The organism is Kordia sp. E (assembly GCF_056033805.1).
Window position 1 is genome coordinate 559,889 of record NZ_JBRASR010000001.1, and the last position, 22,273, is coordinate 582,161.

At 33.7% G+C, this 22,273-nt stretch carries 10 protein-coding genes; 7 read left to right on the forward strand and 3 right to left on the reverse strand.

The features are described from left to right. Nucleotides 1-22: 22 nt before the first annotated feature. From ACUUYC_RS02595 to ACUUYC_RS02610, 4 genes are all read left to right on the forward strand, one after another. On the forward strand, nt 23-187 hold the full coding sequence (locus tag ACUUYC_RS02595; protein WP_474263506.1) for a hypothetical protein: 165 nt from the start codon (nt 23-25) through the stop codon (nt 185-187). Between the two features lie 219 nt (nt 188-406). Beyond that, nucleotides 407-1,528, forward strand: coding sequence for a leucine-rich repeat protein (locus ACUUYC_RS02600; RefSeq protein ID WP_474263508.1), 1,122 nt, complete (start codon nt 407-409; stop codon nt 1,526-1,528). Between the two features lie 15 nt (nt 1,529-1,543). Further along, nucleotides 1,544-1,930, forward strand: a complete 387-nt coding sequence (locus ACUUYC_RS02605; protein ID WP_474263510.1) for a hypothetical protein — start codon at nt 1,544-1,546, stop codon at nt 1,928-1,930. A gap of 39 nt (nt 1,931-1,969) precedes the next feature. Then, nucleotides 1,970-2,650, forward strand: a complete 681-nt coding sequence (locus ACUUYC_RS02610) for a T9SS type A sorting domain-containing protein (protein WP_474263513.1) — start codon at nt 1,970-1,972, stop codon at nt 2,648-2,650. A 248-nt stretch (nt 2,651-2,898) separates the two neighbouring features. Here ACUUYC_RS02610 and ACUUYC_RS02615 read toward each other — a convergent pair whose 3' ends face one another. Then, complete coding sequence (locus tag ACUUYC_RS02615) at nt 2,899-4,437, reverse strand: sugar porter family MFS transporter (protein WP_474263516.1); 1,539 nt, start codon at nt 4,435-4,437, stop codon at nt 2,899-2,901. A gap of 34 nt (nt 4,438-4,471) precedes the next feature. Beyond that, nucleotides 4,472-5,956: a glycoside hydrolase family 30 protein gene (locus ACUUYC_RS02620; RefSeq protein WP_474263518.1), complete on the reverse strand. Its 1,485-nt coding sequence runs from the start codon at nt 5,954-5,956 to the stop codon at nt 4,472-4,474. Nucleotides 5,957-6,316: 360 nt separating this feature from the next. On the opposite strand from ACUUYC_RS02620, the gene ACUUYC_RS02625 reads away from it, so the two are divergent. From ACUUYC_RS02625 to ACUUYC_RS02635, 3 genes are all read left to right on the forward strand, one after another. Then, on the forward strand, nt 6,317-7,981 hold the full coding sequence (locus tag ACUUYC_RS02625) for a tetratricopeptide repeat protein (protein ID WP_474263520.1): 1,665 nt from the start codon (nt 6,317-6,319) through the stop codon (nt 7,979-7,981). 158 nt (nt 7,982-8,139) lie between these two features. Further along, complete coding sequence (locus tag ACUUYC_RS02630) at nt 8,140-16,893, forward strand: BspA family leucine-rich repeat surface protein (protein WP_474263522.1); 8,754 nt, start codon at nt 8,140-8,142, stop codon at nt 16,891-16,893. A gap of 776 nt (nt 16,894-17,669) precedes the next feature. Next, nucleotides 17,670-17,993 carry a T9SS type A sorting domain-containing protein gene (locus ACUUYC_RS02635; RefSeq protein WP_474263524.1) on the forward strand — a complete coding sequence of 108 codons (324 nt, stop codon included), beginning with the start codon at nt 17,670-17,672 and terminating at the stop codon, nt 17,991-17,993. Nucleotides 17,994-18,384: 391 nt separating this feature from the next. On the opposite strand, the gene ACUUYC_RS02640 is transcribed toward ACUUYC_RS02635, so the two are convergent. Then, entirely contained in the window at nt 18,385-22,152 is a 3,768-nt protein-coding gene (locus ACUUYC_RS02640) for a LamG-like jellyroll fold domain-containing protein (protein WP_474263527.1), read from the reverse strand. Nucleotides 22,153-22,273: the final 121 nt, after the last annotated feature.

Here is a 22,273-nt window from a genome sequence, read left to right on the forward strand (position 1 = left end):
ATTAACTTAAAAATATAATATCATGAAACATCAAAAATTAGAAGTTTTCAAAATTAATGTAACATTATTAGGTAAGATTACTGGAGGAACTCAAACTAGAAATCAAAACCAAACTTCAGAGGCACCAATTACAGATCCTAATGAAGAAGTTTCTAAAGAAGAAGAAATTCATGCCGCTAATGGCTAAAAAATGATTCCATTAATCATTTAGGAAAGTTCTATAGAGCTTTTAATTGAGCAATGTTTAATTAAAAGCTTTATTCTTTAACTCAAAATGAATCCCCTAAACTTTAAATATAAGATGAGAATTTTAAAATTTATTGCAATAGTTATAATCATTACATCCTTATCACTGATCTTTTATTGAAATTTAAAAATGATTCCCTTAAAACTTAAACAGAAAATAATGAAAAAAACTATACTTATTTTAATAATCCTATTTGTAAATCTTATAGGACATTCGCAAACGTTTGTAAATGGTTATTTTACATATCAAATTACTTCTTCATCACCAAACACAGTTCAAATTAATGATTATGACACCACTGGAGGAACAGTTGTAAATATTCCAGCCTCGGTTACTAATAACTCGGTAACATTTAGTGTTACTCGTATTAAAGCTGCTGCTTTTGAAAATGATCAATTAACAAATGTTACTATTCCTAATACGATCACTGATATTGGTGCTGCTGCGTTTAGAAATAATCAATTAGCTAATATTACAATTCCTAATAGTGTAACCATTATAGCTGGTAGTGCTTTTGAAAATAATCAACTAAGCAATATTACGATTCCTAATAATTTAACTACAATAGCTAATGCTGTTTTTAAAGACAATCAATTATCTAGTATTATTATTCCTGCCAATGTCAATACTATTGATGAATTTGCTTTTAGTAATAATTTAATAAGTAGTGTTTCAATTCCAGATCACATTACAGTTCTTCCTGATGGAGTTTTTAATTCTAACCAATTAACTGACATTAATTTTATTAGCAACATAACAAGCATAGGCGGCATTACTTTTCGCAACAATTTATTAACCAGTATTGTACTCCACAGTAATATCAATAGCATTGGAGGTTCTGCCTTTATTGGAAACTCTTTAATAAGTGTTACTTCAGAGAGCACAACTCCTCCAACTATAGTAACTGGAACAGGAGATACATTTGGTATCATTGAGCGTGGAAACATTGATCTTCACATACCAACAGGTACAACAGCGGCTTATGTTACAGATGCAGGCGCATTATGGACAGGTTTCAATACAGTAACAGAAGATGTATTAAGCGTTTCTAATTTTGAATTAGTTAATCATATAAAAGTGATTACAACTATAGATGAAATTAGCGTAATGTATCCTGATAATGCTAAGTTTAAAGAGTATACTATGTATGATATTTCTGGCTCAAAATCGGCATCAGGAACAGAAAATACAATCGTTACAAATTCTTTAGCAAAAGGTATCTACATTTTAAAACTAAACTTTTTGAACAGAACATACACAAAAAAAGTAGTTATTAACTAATTTAAAATCAAACATATGGAAAATTTAATTGAAATTAAAAAGGACTACAATTCTTTAGAAAAACTATATACGTTTTTAGAAAAAGAATCAAAATTTGAATGTTCAAAAGAGTATGATATTTGGGAGCAAAGAACAGATGTTAATGGTCAAATGGAGCAATGTATTATTATTAAAAAAAGCGGAATGCATGCTGTAAAAGTATTTTTCGCGAATAAAGATACTGTGAAGGTTAACCATATTATTCCCAATAAAATGATGCATGCATATTTTGGAAAAAGTGTAAAAGTGCGTAGAAATATTATTGAAATTATAGCAGGTTTCATAAAACAAGCATTGCTAAAAGGAACACAAGAAAAAACTTTTAAAGAACTGGAAAGCATCATTAACAAAGCTGCTGCTTAAAATATCGTTTTCTCCTAATAAAACTATAAACTACAAATTATGAAACAAATTTACTTTTTCTTTTTAGTATTAATAAGCATGCAATTTATTAATGCGCAATGTTCATATAATGGAGCTACAGATTTTTGCGCAGATATGGATGCATCTACCTTTGTTGTTGGTAATCCAAATACACTTTGTACAACAATTTGGTGGAATGAACACGCACAAATAAATAACATGACTGCAGGAAGCACATATTTAATAACATCATGTGGAACTCCATATGATTCTGAAATTACAATTTTTTCAGATGGAGGAGGCGCTCCAGTTGGATATTCAGGATCTGGATGTGGAGACGACGCTTCATTTAACTTTACTCCGCCCACTAGCGGAAATTATGAATTTCAAATGTCTGCACAAAATTGTGGTTCTGTCGCTACAAATTCTACTATAACAGTAACATTACTAACAACTCTTGGAATTGAAAATAATGAATTTAAAGACAATATTCATCTTTTAAATAATCCTATCAACAAAAAAGTAATGGTTCAGTTAAATAGTCTATACAATACTATTAATATAACATTGACAAACATGGTTGGACACACAATACTTTCCCAAAAATTTAATAACGCACATAAGATATCTTTTGAAATTAATGCACCTTCAGGAATTTACTTTCTGAAGGTTTTAAACGATAAAGGAGAAGCAACTACATTAAAAGTTTTAAAAAACTAAACCGTAAGACCATACAAAATTAAAAACCTGTAATTTAAAAATTACAGGTTTTTACAATTTTTGCGAGCCCGAACCTTCAAAGCTCATTTTTTTTGATTGAGTATTTGAGAAAGATTAATGTGTGTGTTTTTAGGTATGTTCATAATTGAGAAATGCTTATTAAAGAAATTTACTTACTAAAACTTTAGAATATTATATGAATCTAAATTATGTAATAACAATTCTTCGCTTCTTTTAATAAACTTTTACTAAGTTACAACTAACTCCATTTCTAGTTCTTCCAAAGATTTACCTTTGGTTTCTGGTACTATTTTTAACATTATAAAAAAGCCAACTAACGCAATCGTCCCAAATATAAAAAAGGTGAGTGCGTTTCCTAAGTTTGATAATTCCCAAGGGAAAACTAACTGCACTAAAAAGCTGATTAACGAGTTGACAAAGGCAATTACACCTATGGCTAATCCTCTATATTTTAATGGATATAACTCTGATAGTAATACCCACATTACTGGTCCGAGTGAAAATGCAAAACAGGCTATAAACCCTAATATTCCAATCAAAACTAAAGTGGCATTCATCGTAGTTGCAGCTTCTAAAATAGCTCCATCATTCTTATTATATGTTTTGTTTCCTAATGCAGCTTTTATTTCGTTTTTAAAATCGAGATCATTCTCATATACTTTCCCTGCAAAAGGCATTAATTTTTGGGAATCAGAAAATTCAAATTGATTAATTTTTTCTTCTGATAATTGATAAGTTGCTTGGTTAAAACTATAGGCACATATTAATAGACTAACTGCAATACCAGCTGTACCAATAAGTAATAAAGGTCTTCTGCCCATTCTATCAATTAAATAGATGGCTACAAAAGTAAAAATCACTGAAATTGTACTTAGTAAAACTCCTGATGAAAAGGCTGCATCTGTACCAATACCTGTTTGCTTAAATATTGAAGTCGCATAGAAATAAACTGCATTTATTCCTGTAATTTGTTGCAGGACACCTACAATTAGGCCTATGATTAAAATAAAACGTAACGATCGTTTTAATAGATCTTTAATTTTTAAAGGCGATTTGTTTTTAGCAGCATGTATGTTTTCTTCTATAGAAGTAATTTCTAGTTCGCCTTTTGTTTTTCCATGAATTTGCTCTAATACTTTTTTCGCATCTTCATATTTATTTTTCAAATACAGCCAACGTGGACTTTTAGGTACAAAAAACAAGAAAATGAAATAGAATATTGCAGGTAGTAATTCTACGCCTAGCATCCACCTCCAAACGTTTTCATCTGTTAGAAAACCACTTTCTACTGTATTATATTTGTTGAATAAATAATTACTTAAGAATGCAGCAAAAAAACCAAAAACGATATTTAACTGTTGTAATGAAACTAATTTTCCTCTATTTTCTGCTGATGAAATTTCAGCAATATATATAGGCGCTATAACTAAGGCTGCACCAAAAGCCAAACCTCCAATCATTCTTGCTATATACAGCATTTCATAAGAAGTTGCTACGGCAGATAGTATCGCAGATATTGCATATAGAAAAGCCACAAGAATTAGTGTTTTTTTTCGTCCCCAAATATCACTTAATCTTCCTGAAAATAGCATTGCAAACATAGCTACAAACGAAGGAGAACTTACAACCCAACCAGATTGTATTTCATTCAAATCAAATTCAGGACCAGCATACGACATAACGCCAGAAATGATTCCGGCATCAAAACCAAAAAGGAATCCGCCTAATGATACTACAAATGCAATAAAAACAAGTTTTTTATTCATAATGTTGGGTTGAAAACTTATTGGGTATTCTATTTTAATAAATTATTGATTGCATTGCTCGCGGTTCAATTTCTAATAATGTTTCACTATTTCCTACAATCAGTTTATACGCAATTTTACGATCGGTTTTATTCATAACAACCGTAACAATTTTTCCATCTTTATTTTGAAACGATGTACTTTCAATAGTAGTTCTGCTTGTTGTTGTGCTTACGCGCAATGCGCCTGGCTTGATAAATTTTGAAAAGTGACCAATATAATAGTAAGTTGGTGTATATATAAGTTCGCCAGTTTTTGTATTTGCATGAATTGGCGCAAAACAGAAATTTTGAACATGGTTTGGTCCGCCTCTTTCATCTAATAAGATATTCCAATCTGTCCAACCAACAACACCACTATTAAAATCGTTTATCATTGAATTTCCATAACGCTCTGCATTTGGCCAAAAGTGTAATCTTTCTGTAGCAAAACTTTCTTGACAACCTTCTGTGAATAGCATATTTTTAGAAGGGAACGATTCATTTATGCTTTTTAAATTATCATATTTTGGCAAACCACCTGTCCAAGTTTCATACCAATGAAAACCAATTCCCCAAGCATATTTTGATGCTTCTGGATCTCCAAAAATTGTATTTGCTCTGTTGGTAATTAAATCTCTATTATGATCCCAAACAACAATATTTTTATCTCCTAAATCTTCTTTCTCTAGTGTAGGCCCTAAGTAGTCTTTTAAGAAGTCACGTTCTTCTTCGGCTGTGTAGATACAAGATTCCCATCGTTGTGTTGCCATGGGTTCGTTTTGTATGGTTAATCCCCAAACTGGAATACCTTCTGCTTCATAAGCTTTTATAAATTTCACATAGTAATTAGCCCAAGCTTGACGAAATTCTGGAAGCAACTTTCCTCCTTGCAACATATTTTTATTACTTTTCATAAAAGCTGGCGGGCTCCATGGACTAGCATAAAAGACTAAATCATTTTCATCAATCAAATTAATAGCTCTTTTTATAAAAGGTAACCTTTTTTCTTTGTCTTTTTCTATGGAAAACGTCTTTAATTCTGTATCACCTTCTTCAATATACGTATGACTTCCTAAACCAAAATCACTACTATGGATGCTAGTCCTGATAATGTTGTAACCTATTCCATCTTTCCCAAATAAAGATTGCAACAATTTGTTTTGTTGTGCATCATCTAATTTAGAAAACACCTCAGATGAAGCATCTGTTATTGCGCCTCCTATTCCTAAATACTCTTGAAAGGTTTTTGCTGGGTTTACAAAAATGGCAATTTCTGTTTCTAAAGGTTGAACCTTATTTTTAAATGTTTGCTCGCTCGTTTTGGTCAATCTTAATTCAGTATCCTTAGCCGTTGTATATACTTGGATTGCTTTATTATTATAGTTTCCCATAGATGTTGTAGGAGTAGTTTTGGTTGTTGTTACGTCCGCTATCTTAGTATCAGTACATGATACAATTAAAACGAAAAGAGCTACTAGTTTATAATACTTTTGAGTCATATTTTTAGATATAAATAATATTCTTCTTTTATGAATATGTAAATCTACATTAAATGGAAATAGTTCAGTAGTACTAATTAGGCGATAGTTAATACAATTGTTGCATTTACTCTTTTTTAGAAGTCTCATAATAAAATTAATTTCAGTATTCGTGTTTTAACCAGTCAACTTCTATTTTAAAACAATTTTCTAGTAAAATTAGTTACTTAAATCTTATCTTGAAGTCGAAAGCACATAAATCACTAACTATCAATATTTCAATCTCTACACGAAAAGAAATGTAGTAAAAATACAACCATCAATTGTTCATTTTTATTCCTTAATTTATACATTTACAAAAGTACAAGCCCAAATCGTTATATGATTTTCTATCATTCCATTCTTTTTTCAACTATAACAAGGTTTAACAAAACCGTATGTTGTCTAATTGCACTATTCTTTTTTGTCTTCTCATCAAATGCACAAAACGATAGTATCGAAGTTGAATCTTTATACGATTTAGGAGTTAAAGAAAAGTATACCAACCTTAAAAACTCTAAACTCAATTTTGAAAAAGCAGTAAATATTATTAATGAGCGAATACTAAGCAAAGAAGTAAAAAGTCCTTATTTTTTATTAAAAAAGGCTTTAATCTTAGATGAATTAGGGTATAACTATAGAAAGCAAACAAACTATACATTAAGTCTTAAGACCGTACAGGAAAGTTTAAAAATAAAAGAAATCATTGGAGAAACATTTACTTTAGGTAGATCATATCGAAATTTAGGTAGAATTTATCATCACTATAAAGATAGCCTGAAAGCTTTTCAATTTTATACGAAGGCACTAAGTTTAGCTAAAAAACATAATAATGAAGAAGAAGTTGTAAATATCTTAAATGCTTTTGCCGTATACTATACTAATAAAGATCTTGAACAAACTAAAAAATATGCAATTACAGCTTATGAATACGCAGACTCTATAAAATTCCAAAGAGGAAAGACTTTAGCTTTAGCAAATTTATCAGGCTATGAACGTCGCAAAAAAAATTATACAGTAGCACTTACCTATTCTAAGCAAGATTTAGAAATAAGCGCAACCATTAATGATAAAACTGGAATGGAAAGAAGCTATAAAGCATTGGGATATGCTTATAGAAAATTAAAACAACCCAAAAAAGCGCTTTTCTATTATGAAAAATCTCTAGAACTAGTTGTTGAAATGGAACTAGAAAACTTATTGGCTAATCGCTATCTATCAATAAGTAATGCATATACAGACTTAAAACAACATGAGGTAGCTTTCTCCTATTATAGATTGTATAAACGACAACAAATAAAAGACTTAAATGTAAAAAGCATTAAGGAGTTTGCACAGTTAGATGCTAAATATTCCTATGAGAAACAAAAAACCATTGATAGTCTTCAAATTGTAGAAAAACAAAAAATAAAAGAAGCAAAAATAAAAGAAGAAGCTTCTGTTCAATTTTGGAAATTTACAACAATCATAGCAATCATCTTTGGGCTTATTTTCACAACCGTTCTATTTATCTTACGTAGAAGAAAGGAGCAAATAAAGCTTGAAAAGCTTCAAAATGAAATGCTTCAAAATGAAATTAATTATAAAAAGAAAGACTTAAAACATCTTGCCTTAGATATTACCAACAATAAAGAATGGGCATTAGTGTTAGCAGAAAAGTTAGAAAGTGTAAAATCTTCAACGGGAAGAAAAAGAGCTAGCGAACTAGACAATCTAGAAACAGAGATTAAAAATAAAATTAAAGTCAACGAGAGTACGGAAAATTTTCATAATCAAATAGATATTTTGAGTAGTTCTTTTTATGAAAAATTGAAAAGTGACTTTTCCAATCTTACTAAAAATGACATTCGACTGTGTTCTTTAATCCGTCTTAATATGGACACAAAACAAATAGCTACGCTACAAAATATAAATCCAGCTTCTGTAAAAATGAATCGTAATCGACTTCGAAAAAAACTAAACCTTACAGCAAACGATGATTTACATGAGTTTTTAAACTCTTATTAAAATACACACTAAAAACATTGATAGTCAATATTTTAAGTAATAAAAAATCAAAATTGTAACCCTTTTGTAACCTCTATATAACCCTTTTGTATACCTTCTAAATAGCTGTTCTTCTTAGTGTAGGCATATTTTTGCAAAAAATAACCGCCCACAGCCTTATGAAAAAAAGTGCACTTATTTATCCACTGATTTGTTTTATAGTATCATCAAACTTTATTTTTGCACAAACCTGTGCTGTTCCAAATAACATCTATCAAAACGTCTCCGATACGGAGTTTGGAAGTACTAGTTATGATTACGGTCAATCCTTTACAGCAGATTGTAATGGTCATATCCAAAGTATTAAAGTATTTACAACCGAAGTTACAGCATCTGTTTCTGGTACGTTAAATATATATGCAGGTACACCGCCATTTACAGGAGTAAATACGGTAGCTCCTGTGTATCAACAAGCTGTAAATTGGGGAACTAGTTCAACAGAAACAGCACAAACAATTGAATTAACACCATCTTTTCCTGTTGTAAGTGGCACAAAATATACATTTATAATAACTGGTACTGTTGGAAAGGTTACTTACCAAGTTGATCAATCTAATATAGGTACTGGTAATACCTATCCAGACGGTTTTTTTATGTATAGAAATCCATCAACTAGTTATTGGCAGCGAGATGGTGGTAGAGATCAAAAATTTCAAATACATTATACCGATGTAATTGCTCCTCCTGCACAATGTAAAAATGCTACTATTTATTTAGATGCAAATGGAGAAGCAACTTTAAGCCCTTTAGACATTGATAATAATACTCCTGGAGGTGTGGTTTCTCGATCTATAAGTAAAAGCAGTTTTAACTGTACTAATCTAGGAGCTAACACGGTGACTTTAACTGTAAATGATGCCTCTTTAAATACCGATTCCTGTGATACTACAGTTACCGTTGTAGACAACTTATCACCTATAAACACGTCTTGCCCACAAAACATTGTGGTTAACAATTGCGGACTTGCACCTGTAACTTATGACATACCAACATTTACAGATAATTGTGAGGTTGTATCTATAGTTCGTATTGCAGGTCCTGAAAGCGGATCCATATTTCCAATTAATCAAACAACAACCGTGACCCATAGGGCAACAGATAGTTCAGGTTTAACTACAGATTGTACATTTACAGTAACGCCTCAAGATCTCGTTTTTCCTACTGTTACAGGAATTCCTGACGATCAAACAATTAACTTAACTGATACTTGTGAAGGATTTATTGCTGCATACACACCAATGGTAACTGACAATTGTCCCGGAGTAGTTACAGACCAAACAACTGGAATATCTGGCACAGGACCATTTCCAGTGGGTACCACTATAAATACACTTACCTTTACAGATCTTGGAGGTAATGTTACTACAGAATCTTTTAGCGTTACAGTTATAGATGATACAATCCCTACTATTACAGGAGTTCCTAACGATCAAACAATTAACCTAACTGATACTTGCGAAGGCTATATTTCTCCTTACACACTCGTATTAAATGACAATTGCATAGGTGTTATTAATCAAACTACTGGAGTATCAGGTACAGGACCATTCCCTGTAGGTGCTACAACAAATACATTTACGTTTACTGACGGCGGAGGTAATACGGTTACAGAATCTTTTACAGTGACGGTTATTGACGTAGCGCCTAATGCAGCATGCCAAGATGTTACTGTAGAATTAGACGCAAATGGTTTAGCTACTGTAAGCGTAGCAGATATAAATAACGGTTCTTCAGATAACTGTAGTATAGCATCACTTTCATTAAGCGCAATGAATTTTAATGGCGCTACCAGTAATACTAGTCCAACTGATGAACTACTTGGTAACGGCCAAACCTATTACATTAATAGTTATTCGTTTACGCCTCCTGTCACAGCAAACTATGAATTTATCTTTAATGGAACGAGCAGTGACAATCAAGGAATTGTTATGGTTTTATGGGATGATGTTCCTGTTAGAAATAGTGGTAATTTTCAAACAGATAGAGATGAATACGCAGGCTTCACTGTTAGGAATACTGGTGGCGTATTTACTTTTGGAGACCAGTCATTTAATTTAATAGGTGGAGAAACCTATTATTTTGATATTACAACTAACACTCCAGCTAATACTGTGACCTATCAAGGAGATGCACTTATTAATAGTACAGACCTTAATTTTAATTGTAATATAGGTACTTTCCCTATCGAATTAATTGTGGAAGATAACGCTGGTCTAACAAGCCGTTGTAACTCTACAATTACAGTGACTACAGCAGCACTGGCATTTGAAACTTGCCCTTCAGACCAAACATTTTTTACTGATGCAGATGTCTGTACTAACAACATTACTTTTAATATTCCAACGCTTGCAAATACATCATGCGGCGCAATAGTTACACAAGTAGAAGGTTTATCTTCTGGAAGTGATTTCCCTATAGGAGATACGCTTATGAAGTATACAGCTACTAATGATTTTGGAGAAACGGCAGTGTGCGAATTCACATTTACAGTTGAAGACAATCAACCACCTACACCCACAAGTCCAGATAACATTGTTGTGGATAACAGTCCAACAGGAACAGGAGTTATCGTTAATTATACGACCACATTTCTAGACAACTGTACCGATGTAGCAAACTTAAGCGTTACCTATCCTTCTGGCTTATCTAGCGGAAGTGAATTCCCCGTAGGTACTACGTATAACAAAATAGAAGCTGCAGATGAATCTGGAAACACATCATTCTGCTCTCTTTTTGTAACGGTTAATGACACCTTTGATCCCGTGATAGTATGTCAAGACTATACAGCAGATTTAAATAATGGAGCTACGGTAGACGTATTTCCTATCGATTTAGACAATGGATCTACAGATAATTCAGGAAACCTCAATTTTGGGTTTTTAGGGAATTCCTTTTCTGGAGTAATAGATACCAATAGTCCTACTGATATTTTTGAAGGCGGCGGATTAGATACGCACTATGTAGCCGTTTATGCTTTCCAAGTACCGCAAGATGGTCAGTATGACTTTAGTGTTTCTGGAACTACATCGTCCTCAAATAATGATCGTTTTTTATTATCCTTACATGATCAAAGACCGCTACTAATGACAGGTGAAGGGCTTTTTGACGGTCCTGGATATATCTCAAATTCGTTTCGATTGTTTAATGGAGATGGTTCGCCAAACGACGGTCCTGCCGAGTTCAATTTAATAGCCAATAAAACTTATTTTGTTGAAATTAGTAGTGAAGCATTTAATGCAACAGCAAATTTCACGTTCTCGGTTAACCAAAATATCATAACCACAGAAGCATTTTTAAGCTTTGACTGTACTGATGTCGGAACGGATAATCAAACGACCTTATATGCCTTTGATGATGGAGGAAACATCGTTACTTGTACTCAGACTGTATCTGTTATAAACTCTACAGTTGCCAATGCGGTTTGTCAAGATATTGATCTAACCCAAGCAGAGCTTGATGCAAACAATGGTAAAGTATATCCTCAAGACATAGATGATGGATCTACAGGGTTTAAAGCATTTTCAACTTCGTATATAGAAGAAACAATGACAACAGCTACGCCTATTATAGAAAATGTAAATGGCGATGAATACTATCATAAAAAAATGACTTTTATTCCTGAAAACTCAGGTACAGCTACAGTTACGATAAATACCAACAAACCGTTGATTTTTGTTATCTACGATGAAGAACAGACTACTATTAATTTTAGTCAATCTCTTACTGGAATGCCTGTTCAATCAGGCTCAACAACAGGCCTATTAGGTTCTCTTGAAGAAGGAAAGGTTTATTATGGTTATTTTGTAATTTTCACAGGGACTGATTTTACAACAGATGCCGAATTTAGTATGAGTTATGATAATAGCTCTATAAAATCTACATTAGCTTTTATAGAACCTGTTGATTGCCCGACACAGCAAGAACTATTCGTTTTCAATTCTTGTGGAACGGTTGATTCTTGTACTGCAAATATTACTATAAATAATTGTAATGACACTCATTTTATTACCACCTGGAACCTTAGTGATCCTGCAGATTTAAGCATAACCATTCCTACTGCTTCAGGTGAAACTTATAATTATGAAGTAGACTGGAATTATGATCCCGTTAATGGATTTAATAGTGGCGGAACTTATACTGGAGATGCAACAAGTCCTTCAAATCAATATGCAGGTACTGGTGAATACAAAGTAGCCATTAGAGGAGACTTTCCAAGAATATTTTTTGGTGGTGGAAGTGGAGATCATAAAATAATCGACATTAATCAATGGGGAACAAATCCTTGGACCAGTATGTTTGGAGCGTTTACAGGTTGCGAAAATATAGACGTTACAGCACAAGACACGCCAGATTTATCAAATGCAGATAATATGCATTTTATGTTTGCTTTTAGCACAAATCTTGACGGCTCTACAGCTAATTGGGATTGGGACGTAAGCACTATTACAAATATGAGTCGCGTCTTTCAGGAGACGTCTTTTATAGGAAATGCAAGTATAAGTAATTGGAATACGAGCAATGTTCTACGAATGGTTCATATGTTTAAAGCAACAAGTTTTAATCAAAATATAGGCAATTGGGATTTGTCCAGTATGCTTCAATTTCAGATGGACGGTATGTTCGAAAACGTGATGTTATCTACTGCTGTTTATGATGCCATATTAATGGGTTGGGCAACAGATAGTAGTACAGTTCCTGGTGATGGCATTGATGATATTCCTGTGAATACTGGTTTTCATGGTGGAAACAGTAGATACTGTGCTGCCGAAGATGCATGGAATATATTAAATACAGATAATTCTTGGAATATTATAGATGGTGGAGGCTGTAGTGATTCAGATTATTTTATTACTACTTGGTCAGTAGAAAACAATGGAACCATTACTATACCTACAACAGGAACAGGTTATGATTATCAAGTTGATTGGAATTATAATGGTACAACATTTAATAGTGATGGTATAACATATACAGATGGCGATACCGCTACAAGCTTTTTGTATTCAGCAGGCACATATGAAATCGCTATTTTTGGAAACTTTCCAAGAATCTATTTTAACAACCAAGGTGATAAAGATAAAATTATTGAAATAAATCAATGGGGAACAGGTGTTTGGTCATCCATGGAGAATGCATTCCAAGGATGTTCTAACGTACAATTAACAGCTACAGATAGTCCTGATTTATCATTGGTAACTTCTACCAATTTTATGTTTTCTGGATGTCAAGCATTCACAGGACATGACAGCATGAATGATTGGGAAATGAGTACTATTCTTAGCATGAGACAAATGTTTACATCTGCAACTAACTTTAATGCAAACATTAATGGTTGGAATGTAAGCAACACAACAGATATGTTTGGACTTTTTCTTGCAGCTTCAACCTTCGATCAAGACATAAGTGGTTGGAATGTTGGTAATGTAACCAACATGGAGAGTATGTTCAACTCAGCAAGTTCTTTCAATAAAAACATTGGAGGATGGAATGTTGCTCTGGTTGAAAATATGGAAAACATGTTTTTCAGTGCTGCTGCATTCAATCAAGAAATTGGAGGATGGAATGTTGGTCTTGTAGACAATATGAGAAGCATGTTTTATAACGCCTCAGATTTTGATGGAGACATTTCAAACTGGAATGTTGAAAATGTGTTGGTAATGGATACCATGTTTCGTAATGCGACTTCTTTCAATCAAGACATAGGGAATTGGGATGTGAGTAGCGTTACCAATATGTACGAAATGTTTGCAGGAGCCACAGCATTTGATCAAAACATAGGTGCGTGGGACATTAGTTCTCTAAATACGGCTAATGGTACCTTAGGAGCTAATGGAATGTTTAGCGGAGTTGAACTTTCTGTTGCTAATTATGATGCGCTGTTAATCGGTTGGGCAACAGATACAAGCCCTGGAGATAGCGTAGACGACATCCCAACAGGTATTACCTTTAGTGGAGGAAATAGCTTCTATTGCGAAGGTGATACTGCTAGAGCATTATTAATAGCAGATTATGGGTGGAATATTGCTACAGATGACACGTATCTACCCGCTTATTGTTTAACACCAGAAGAAAACAAATTTAAAACAACATGGTTTCTTGATGATACCGATAAAAGTGTTAGAATACCAACAACAGGAACGGGTTATAATTACATTGTTAATTGGGGAGATGGGAATACGACTATAAATCATAATGGAGATGCTTCACACACCTATGAAAATGCAGGAACCTATCAAATAAGTATTTCTGGTGACTTTCCCCGTATTTATTTTGAAGATGCCTTAAATAATAATGACAAGAAAATAATTTCTATAGACCAATGGGGAACACAAGTTTGGTCAACGATGGAGAGTGCTTTTAGCTATTGTACGAATCTTGAAATGAATGCAACCGATGTACCCAACTTATCTCAAGTAGAAAGTATGGCCGAAATGTTTAGAGAATGCAGTGCTGCCTTATTTAATCCTAGTATTGGATCATGGGATGTGAGTAATGTAACTTCTATGCGTCGCCTATTTATTGATGCATATCTATTTGACCAAGACATCAATGCATGGAATGTGGGTAATGTTACCAACATGAGCTATATGTTTAACAATGCTCAGTTATTCAATAAACCCTTAAATAATTGGGATGTAAGTTCGGTTACTAACATGGAAGGTATGTTTTTTAATGCCGAAATTTTCGATCAAAACTTAGGTGATTGGGACATTAGTATGTTATCAAATGCTAATAATATGTTTAAAGAAATTGCACTTTCTACCGAAAACTACGATGCTTTATTAATTGGTTGGAGTACGCTAGATACATCAGAAGGAGAAACTCAAATACCAACTGGAGTGAGTTTTAATGGAGGTAACAGTGTATACTGTGACGGAGCTGCTGCTAGAGGTATATTATCTGATCCACCATACAATTGGGGTATTTCAGATGGTGGAGAATGTGGCTTTTTTGCAACCACATGGCAAACAACAGAAGCCAATGAGTCTATAACTATTTATACCAGTTCAACAGACTTGCCAAGTTTACCAGATGTATTAGAGGGACCATTTGTCTATGATTATAATATTAATTGGGGAGATGGACAAGTAGATTTAAATGTAACAGGAAATATATCGCACACATACCTTACAGCTGGAGACCATAAAGTAAGAATTGAAGGCGTTTTTCCACATATGTCTGCAGGTAATGGGGGTGACGATATAAGCAATGCCGCAAAACTAAAATCTATAGATGTTTGGGGAGACCTAGAATGGAAATCTATGGCATATTCTTTTACTTATTGTAGTAACATGGAACTAAATGCAAGTGATAGTCCAGATGTATCGCAAGTTACTAATATGTCTGCTGCGTTTGCAGTTTGTTACGAAATTACAGACCCAGATTTAAGTGGTTGGGATGTAAGTAATGTTGAAAATATGAAGTATACATTTCTCGAAGCAGTTTTATTTACTGGAGATATAACTCAATGGGATGTAAGTAGTGTTACAGATATGACCTTGATGTTTAGCGATGCTTTACAATTTAACGGAGACATTAATGGATGGAATGTTAGTAACGTAATTACTATGGAAGGGATGTTTAGCGATGCTAATACATTTAACCGAGATCTTAATGATTGGGATGTAACTAGTGTTAAAAACATGGAGTTTATGTTTAATGGGGAAACTCATTTTAATGGAAATATTAGTAGCTGGGATGTAAGTGGTGTAACTTCTATGTTTGGGATGTTTAGCGGTAATGAAGGCTTCAATCAAAACATTGGCTCTTGGGATGTTCAGAGTGTAGATAACATTAGTTATATGTTCGACGGAGCAACCACATTTGATCAAAATCTTGCAACCTGGGATTTGAGCAATGTTCTAACTGCAGAGAATATGTTTACATATTCTGGAATGTCTGTCGCTAATTATGACGATACTTTAATTGGTTGGGCAACAGATAGTAATCCTATAGTTGGAGTTGATGATATTCCTTATGATGTAAGTTTAGATGCTACAAGTGCATATTGCTTAAGCGCTTCAGCAAGACAAAATTTAATAGTTAATTATAACTGGAATATTGATGATGGAGGAATCGATGCTAACTGCGAAACGATAGTCTTTTCTCCAAAAATATTCTTGCAAGGAGCTGCGTTAAATCCAAATACAGGAGAAGAAAACCTAATGCGTGATGATTTACGTATTGCTGGAATCATTCCAACAAGAAGTCCGTATGCTGATATGATTTCGTGTGAAGCAACCGTATTTGATAGTACAGGAAATGATGCTATTATAGATTGGGTTTGGGTTGAATTACGCGATGCAAATAATAATAGTTTAGTTTTAACGGCACAATCTGCCTTACTACAACGTGACGGCGATATTGTTTCGGTTGATGGTACTACTGCCCTATCTTTTGATGCTCATACTGGAAATTACTATATAGCTATAAAACATAGAAACCACTTAGGAATCATTTCTAGTAGCGCTTTCGCTTTATCTGGTATGTCCACTACTGTAGATTTTACCGATGCTGCAAACCAAATCACCTTTGGTACAAATGCGCAAACTACCTTTGGAATGGCTGCTGGAAAAGTTGCCATGTGGACAGGAAATGTAAATGGTGATAGCATTGTACAATATTCAGGAACCAATCCAGATACACCAGACCTTCTTTCTGAAGTACTAAACGATCCAGGGAATTTCTTAAACTTCCCTACATATGCAGTGAGTGGATACAAAAAATACGACATCAACATGAATGGAAACACACAATATTTAGGCACAAGTCCTGATACGCCAATTATTTTACAAAATGTATTAGCACATCCAGGAAACTTTTTAAACTTTAGTACGTATCAAATCATTGAACAATTACCTGAAAACGAATAAAACAGTAACTGTAATAGTGTAGTTAGTATCATACTATTCTCAAAAGGGGCGTATTCAGCTCATTCTAAATACGCCTTGATATGTAATCTAATACTTAAAACCTAATCCCAAATGCCAAATACCTATAACACCCAAATAAACACTAATTACCAATACTACTTATATACGAACCATCACGTATTTTACAAAAATAGCGTTGCTTCTATTTTGCAAACAATTAGTAAGACATGTAATTAATAATTTAAGATTGTTTAGTTTATTTATTAAGAACGCTGGTGTATTCAATTTCTTTTATGGGCTAGAAGTCAAATTAATAGTACTAGCGTTTCTTTTTCTAATAAAGCAATAAGACTTCCCATAGCGGAACCAGGAAACTTTTAAACTTTAGTCTCTATGAAATCATAGAACAATTGCCTGAAAATAATTAAAAAATGATTCAAAAATATATCTATACAAAATTATGGTTTCACTATCATTTTACCCGATGGTGTAACAGCAACAATAACATCTTCTATCGGAAACGGGGCTGGAGCGACCTTTTTCGACGGAAGTGCGGTAAGACAATCATCTATTGACGGTTATCTAATTACCGAAACCTTGGGAAGTCCTGTTTCACTTCCGGCACCGGCAAGCGGAACAGCTTTTCCAATGGTAATAATTCAGTAAAACCAATCCCCTACTTCAGGAACTATTAACATCTTAAAAATAACTCAGCATTAGCTACAACAGTAACTCCTTTAAAAAGTTTTATATCTACTGATATGATAAATGATAGCATGGCAATATTTACAAATGTAATAGATGTAAATGCGTCTGGATTATCAGGAAATACTTCCTATGATTTTGCTACACTTTCTGTCGAAGAAAACGAATTAACAGAACTTTCCGTATATCCAAATCCAGCAACGGGCATTATAAATATTATAAGTGCAGATGTTATTCTTGTAAAAGCTGAAATTTTCACAATGAATGGGCAACTGGTACTATCTAAGAATAACAACATAGAAACAATACAAATCAATCAATTACAAAGTAGTATATATTTTATAAAATCATACACTGAAAGCACTAATAGGACGATCAAAGTAATTAAAGAATAAAGTAGTTAGTTTGCTTTATTTATGGAGTGATTAGGGAACTAATTGCGAAAACGTCACCTTCATAACAGGGTGGCGTTTTTTATATAAAATAATTTCTATTGTGACCACGACAGAATTATTTCATGATCTTTTTCAGTTCACTACTGCAAATAAGAAACCACGTCAAATGACGCGGTTTCTTGCTTTTTGTGACCCCGAACCTTCAAAGTTCAAACTTTTTGGTAGAGGATTTGAAAGTAATTAGCTTGTTTGTTGAAAAACAGACTGCATTATTAATCGCTTCTTAAACTATTGATAATGCAACAAGATTTAAACAACTACAATCCATCTTCTATTGGTATTTTAAACGCTACACGAGTATGAGTAGATTTAAAATATAGCTCTATGTTTTTTATTTTAAAATAAGTTTATATGTTTTTGTTTTATTATCAGAATTTACCTTGATAAAATAAACTCCTTGAGCTGCGTTCAATCTAAATTGGTGAATTTGGTTTGTGATATGATCTTCAGTATATACTAACTTTCCTAAAGTGCTATACACTTTTATATTGATATCGTTTAATTCTCCTAAGTTAATATGCACAAGTCCATTACTTGGATTAGGATAGATAGATAAACCATTAAAAAAGAATTCATTCTCGCTTAGTGTCTGACTAGCTCCTATGGTTGGACTGTCTACTGCAATATCACCAATACCGATATTTTCAAAACCAGGAGCGCCTGCATCGTAAAAACCAGTTGTTTTTTGACGTATTCTAATTTCATCAACTTCTTTAAAAGCATTTTCTGTCATCGTAATTATTTGGTTAAGCGTAGCTGTAATGGTAAATTCTTCAGAAACTGTTTGCGTACCATCTTTAAACCCGATTACTTCAATAGTATTAAAACTTCCAGAACTATTTTGATATAATTTAAAATTTGTGAGCTCAAAATCTGCACCATTATCGGTAGCAAAAGTGTACCAGATACCGTTGGCAGCATCTCCTGCATCTGATTTATATGCTAAACCAGTTCCTGAGAAAAATGGGGTTCCTACAATAGTCCCAATTCTAACAAAACCTCTATTAAGATTCCCAGAAATACCTACTAGTGTTGAAAAAGGAGTATTTAATCCATCATCTGTCATTTTAAAGGTTATATCTGTACAACCACTAGGACTATAATTGACAATGCCATCACTGTCATAGGTATTAAAAGGAATTGTGATAGGAGAAATAGCAATTGTAGCAGCACCACAAACAGTTATATTGGTTGTAGTATTACTTGTGTTTGCACCATTTCCGTAGCGTTCTTCACCAAAACAGTTTTTATAGGCATAAATTTGTAAATAATACGTAGTGATTGCATCTAAATCTGTAATTTCTAAATTTGTAGGAATGCTAGTTCCAAAGTAAATAGGTTGTTGTCCAGCATTATTCCAACTAGTATCTGCTGTTGGCGTATCTCCTACATTTGGTGCTACAAAGCTATTCGTATTATTTATATAGATGGCATAACCGTCTGCTCCTCCTGTTGGCGCGGTAAAACCTGTTAAAGTAATGCTATTAGGTGTTGCTGTTCCAAAGGTTGCCGCTGTAGCTTGTGCTGGAGCAAAGCAAGGCGGATCACAGGATAACGATGGACTGTAAATACCGATACTATATGCTTGATCAAATAAACCAGAACCTGTAAGGCGCACATAGATTGTATAATATAAACTGCCATTTAATTCTGTATTAACACCTGAAACTAACGTAACATTGCTTACAGGACTTCCTGTTCTTGATGGGGAATTGTATCCATGCAAATTGACAAGTATAAGTCCGCCATTAAAGAAAAATTTCATCGGGCCAGAAGCTCCGTTTCTGATGTTCCAATAATCTTTAGAGTCATCATTATTACAAGAAGCATCACATAATGCCCCAGATATATTCATTTGACTTTCAATAGTAAGCAGGTTACCCGAAGGAGAATCATCAGCAGTAGAAGGAAGTTCACTTAAAGCATGCGTTGTTGAACATATGGTAAATTCTTGTACACTTAATCCAGTTGCTTCAAAGGTATTAGTGCCGCTACAATCGTTGTACGCATACATTTGATAATAATAAAGCGTGTTTTCATTCAAACCAGTAACCGTAATCGTTGGTGAGTCAGAAGTTCCTGCATATACTACTTGCTCACCACTTGTATAAGCTAAACTCGCTGATGGCAATGCTCCATCTGTTGGTGCGGTAAAACTATTAGTACTATTTATTTTTACTACATATCCATCAGCTCCTCCTGTTGGTGCCGTAAAACTATTTAAAGTGATGGTAGAATTTGTTGACGAGCCAAAAACAGCTGCTGTAGCTTGTGCGGTAGGAGCAGCACATGTTTCTCCTAGAAAGATATCTGCAACATGAAAATCATAATCTTCTGAGTCATCTATAGGACCATCTTTAGCAAAAAATGCAATTTGAATTGTTTGACCATCATAAGCGCTTAAAGAAATATTTTGTTGCGTTAACGTATTACTTATTGCATCTGCAGCTGTATGTTGCTCCAATTCAGACCAAGTATATCCGCCATTATTTGACAGCATAACTTTGACTACATCATCAGATCCCATGGTATCAGAAGTAGCAGTAAGCCAATTAGTAACTGCTACTTTGTATTGTAATACACTTGCTGCTGTTGCAACAATTCTAGGTGATACAATCCATTCTTCTCTTGTGGTTGTATACAAATTAATCCTTGCAGTCATTATATCCCCAAACGCTGTTGTTTGAGAAGTACTTGAACTTGTCCAATTAGAAACTGTTCCAGTTGGATTTGATTCTCCTTGTGCTTCATTCCATCCTAAAAATAAGGTAGATAAATTTGCGCTAGTAAACCCTTGGAAATCTACACTTTGCGGATTTGGAAATGCAGATGTAAAATTATATATAGTAGCAGCTGATTCAACAGTAGGAGAACACTTAACTTTAATTGAAATGGTGTAATTTGTTGAGGCAGTTAGTCCTGTTAAGTTGATATTAGTTGAACCAGCAGTAGTAGTTCCTGTTACTTGAGTTGAAGCACCTGACCCGGCAACTTCATAGTCTGCAATGTATTCGCTACCTACTGATGCCGTAGATTCAAATATAATTGTCGAGGATATTGCAGTAGCATTCTGATCTCTAACTTCTGTGGGTGAAGTACAAGCTGCAAAAACTTCAATATCATCACTAGCAGAAATACTACAACCACTATCTGTGTATGTGTAGGTAATGGTATGTGTTCCAACTCCTGCTGTACTCGGATCAAACGAATACGTCATACCATTTCCGCCATCTATTACTCCTGTACCAGAATATATTCCTCCAGTAGGAGTTCCGCCTCCTAAACCTGTTTGTATACCTGCATCCGAACTAAGATTATTAGGTGCCGTAAAACTAATTGCTGCTAAAGTAGTAATGTTTGAGCCCGCCAAAAAGTTTGAAGTATTTCCTGTTAAGGTAAAATTTGTGAGTGTTCCATTATTTGTACTTGCACTATCTGTTAAGCTTGTAATACTGGTATTGTTTGCGCCACCAGTTCCTTGATTAAACTTATAATAGCTTACCAAGCCAGTTTCATTACCTGATAATTCGCAATCTTTATTTGTATTTATTTCAGTGCCAGATTTTACAATATTCCATATTCTAAATTCTTCAATATTTCCATTAAGATATTGACCGCCACCATCTCCAAGCCATGCTCCTATAGAAGTTGCCGTTACACTAGCATCATTTGGGATATGAAAATCTCCTGACTGCGTTTTATCTAAGCTTCCATTGATGTATAAATTAGCTTCAGTAGTACTAAAGGAAATCGCAATATGATACCATGTATTGGTGTTTAAAATAGCGTTACTAGCTATGGCTGCACCATTTCTACTTTGATAAAATACTTGTCCATTTGAAGCACTACCGCCTCCAACAGATAAAATAGCGTAGGAGTTTACACCATTATGTTGTTTGGATATAACAGTTTGATCATTTAAAGCACTTAAGTATACCCAAGCTTCAATAGTACCAGTTGTAAAGTTGTTAATCGTTGTGTCAGATATTAAAACATGATCATCTGCGCCATCAAAATTTAAGTGTGTAGCTTGCGAAAACAAATTTGTATTGCATAAAAGTGTAATTACTAAATACAGTACTGTGTAGTTTTTTTTCATTTTTACTAGGTTAAGGGGATTAAACAGTATAAAATTTTTGAGCAAAGTATACCGTAGCATTAGCTAATGAAAAAAAATGTCGTGAATGAAGTTGTTTTTGTCGTGAATTGAAAAGTTTATG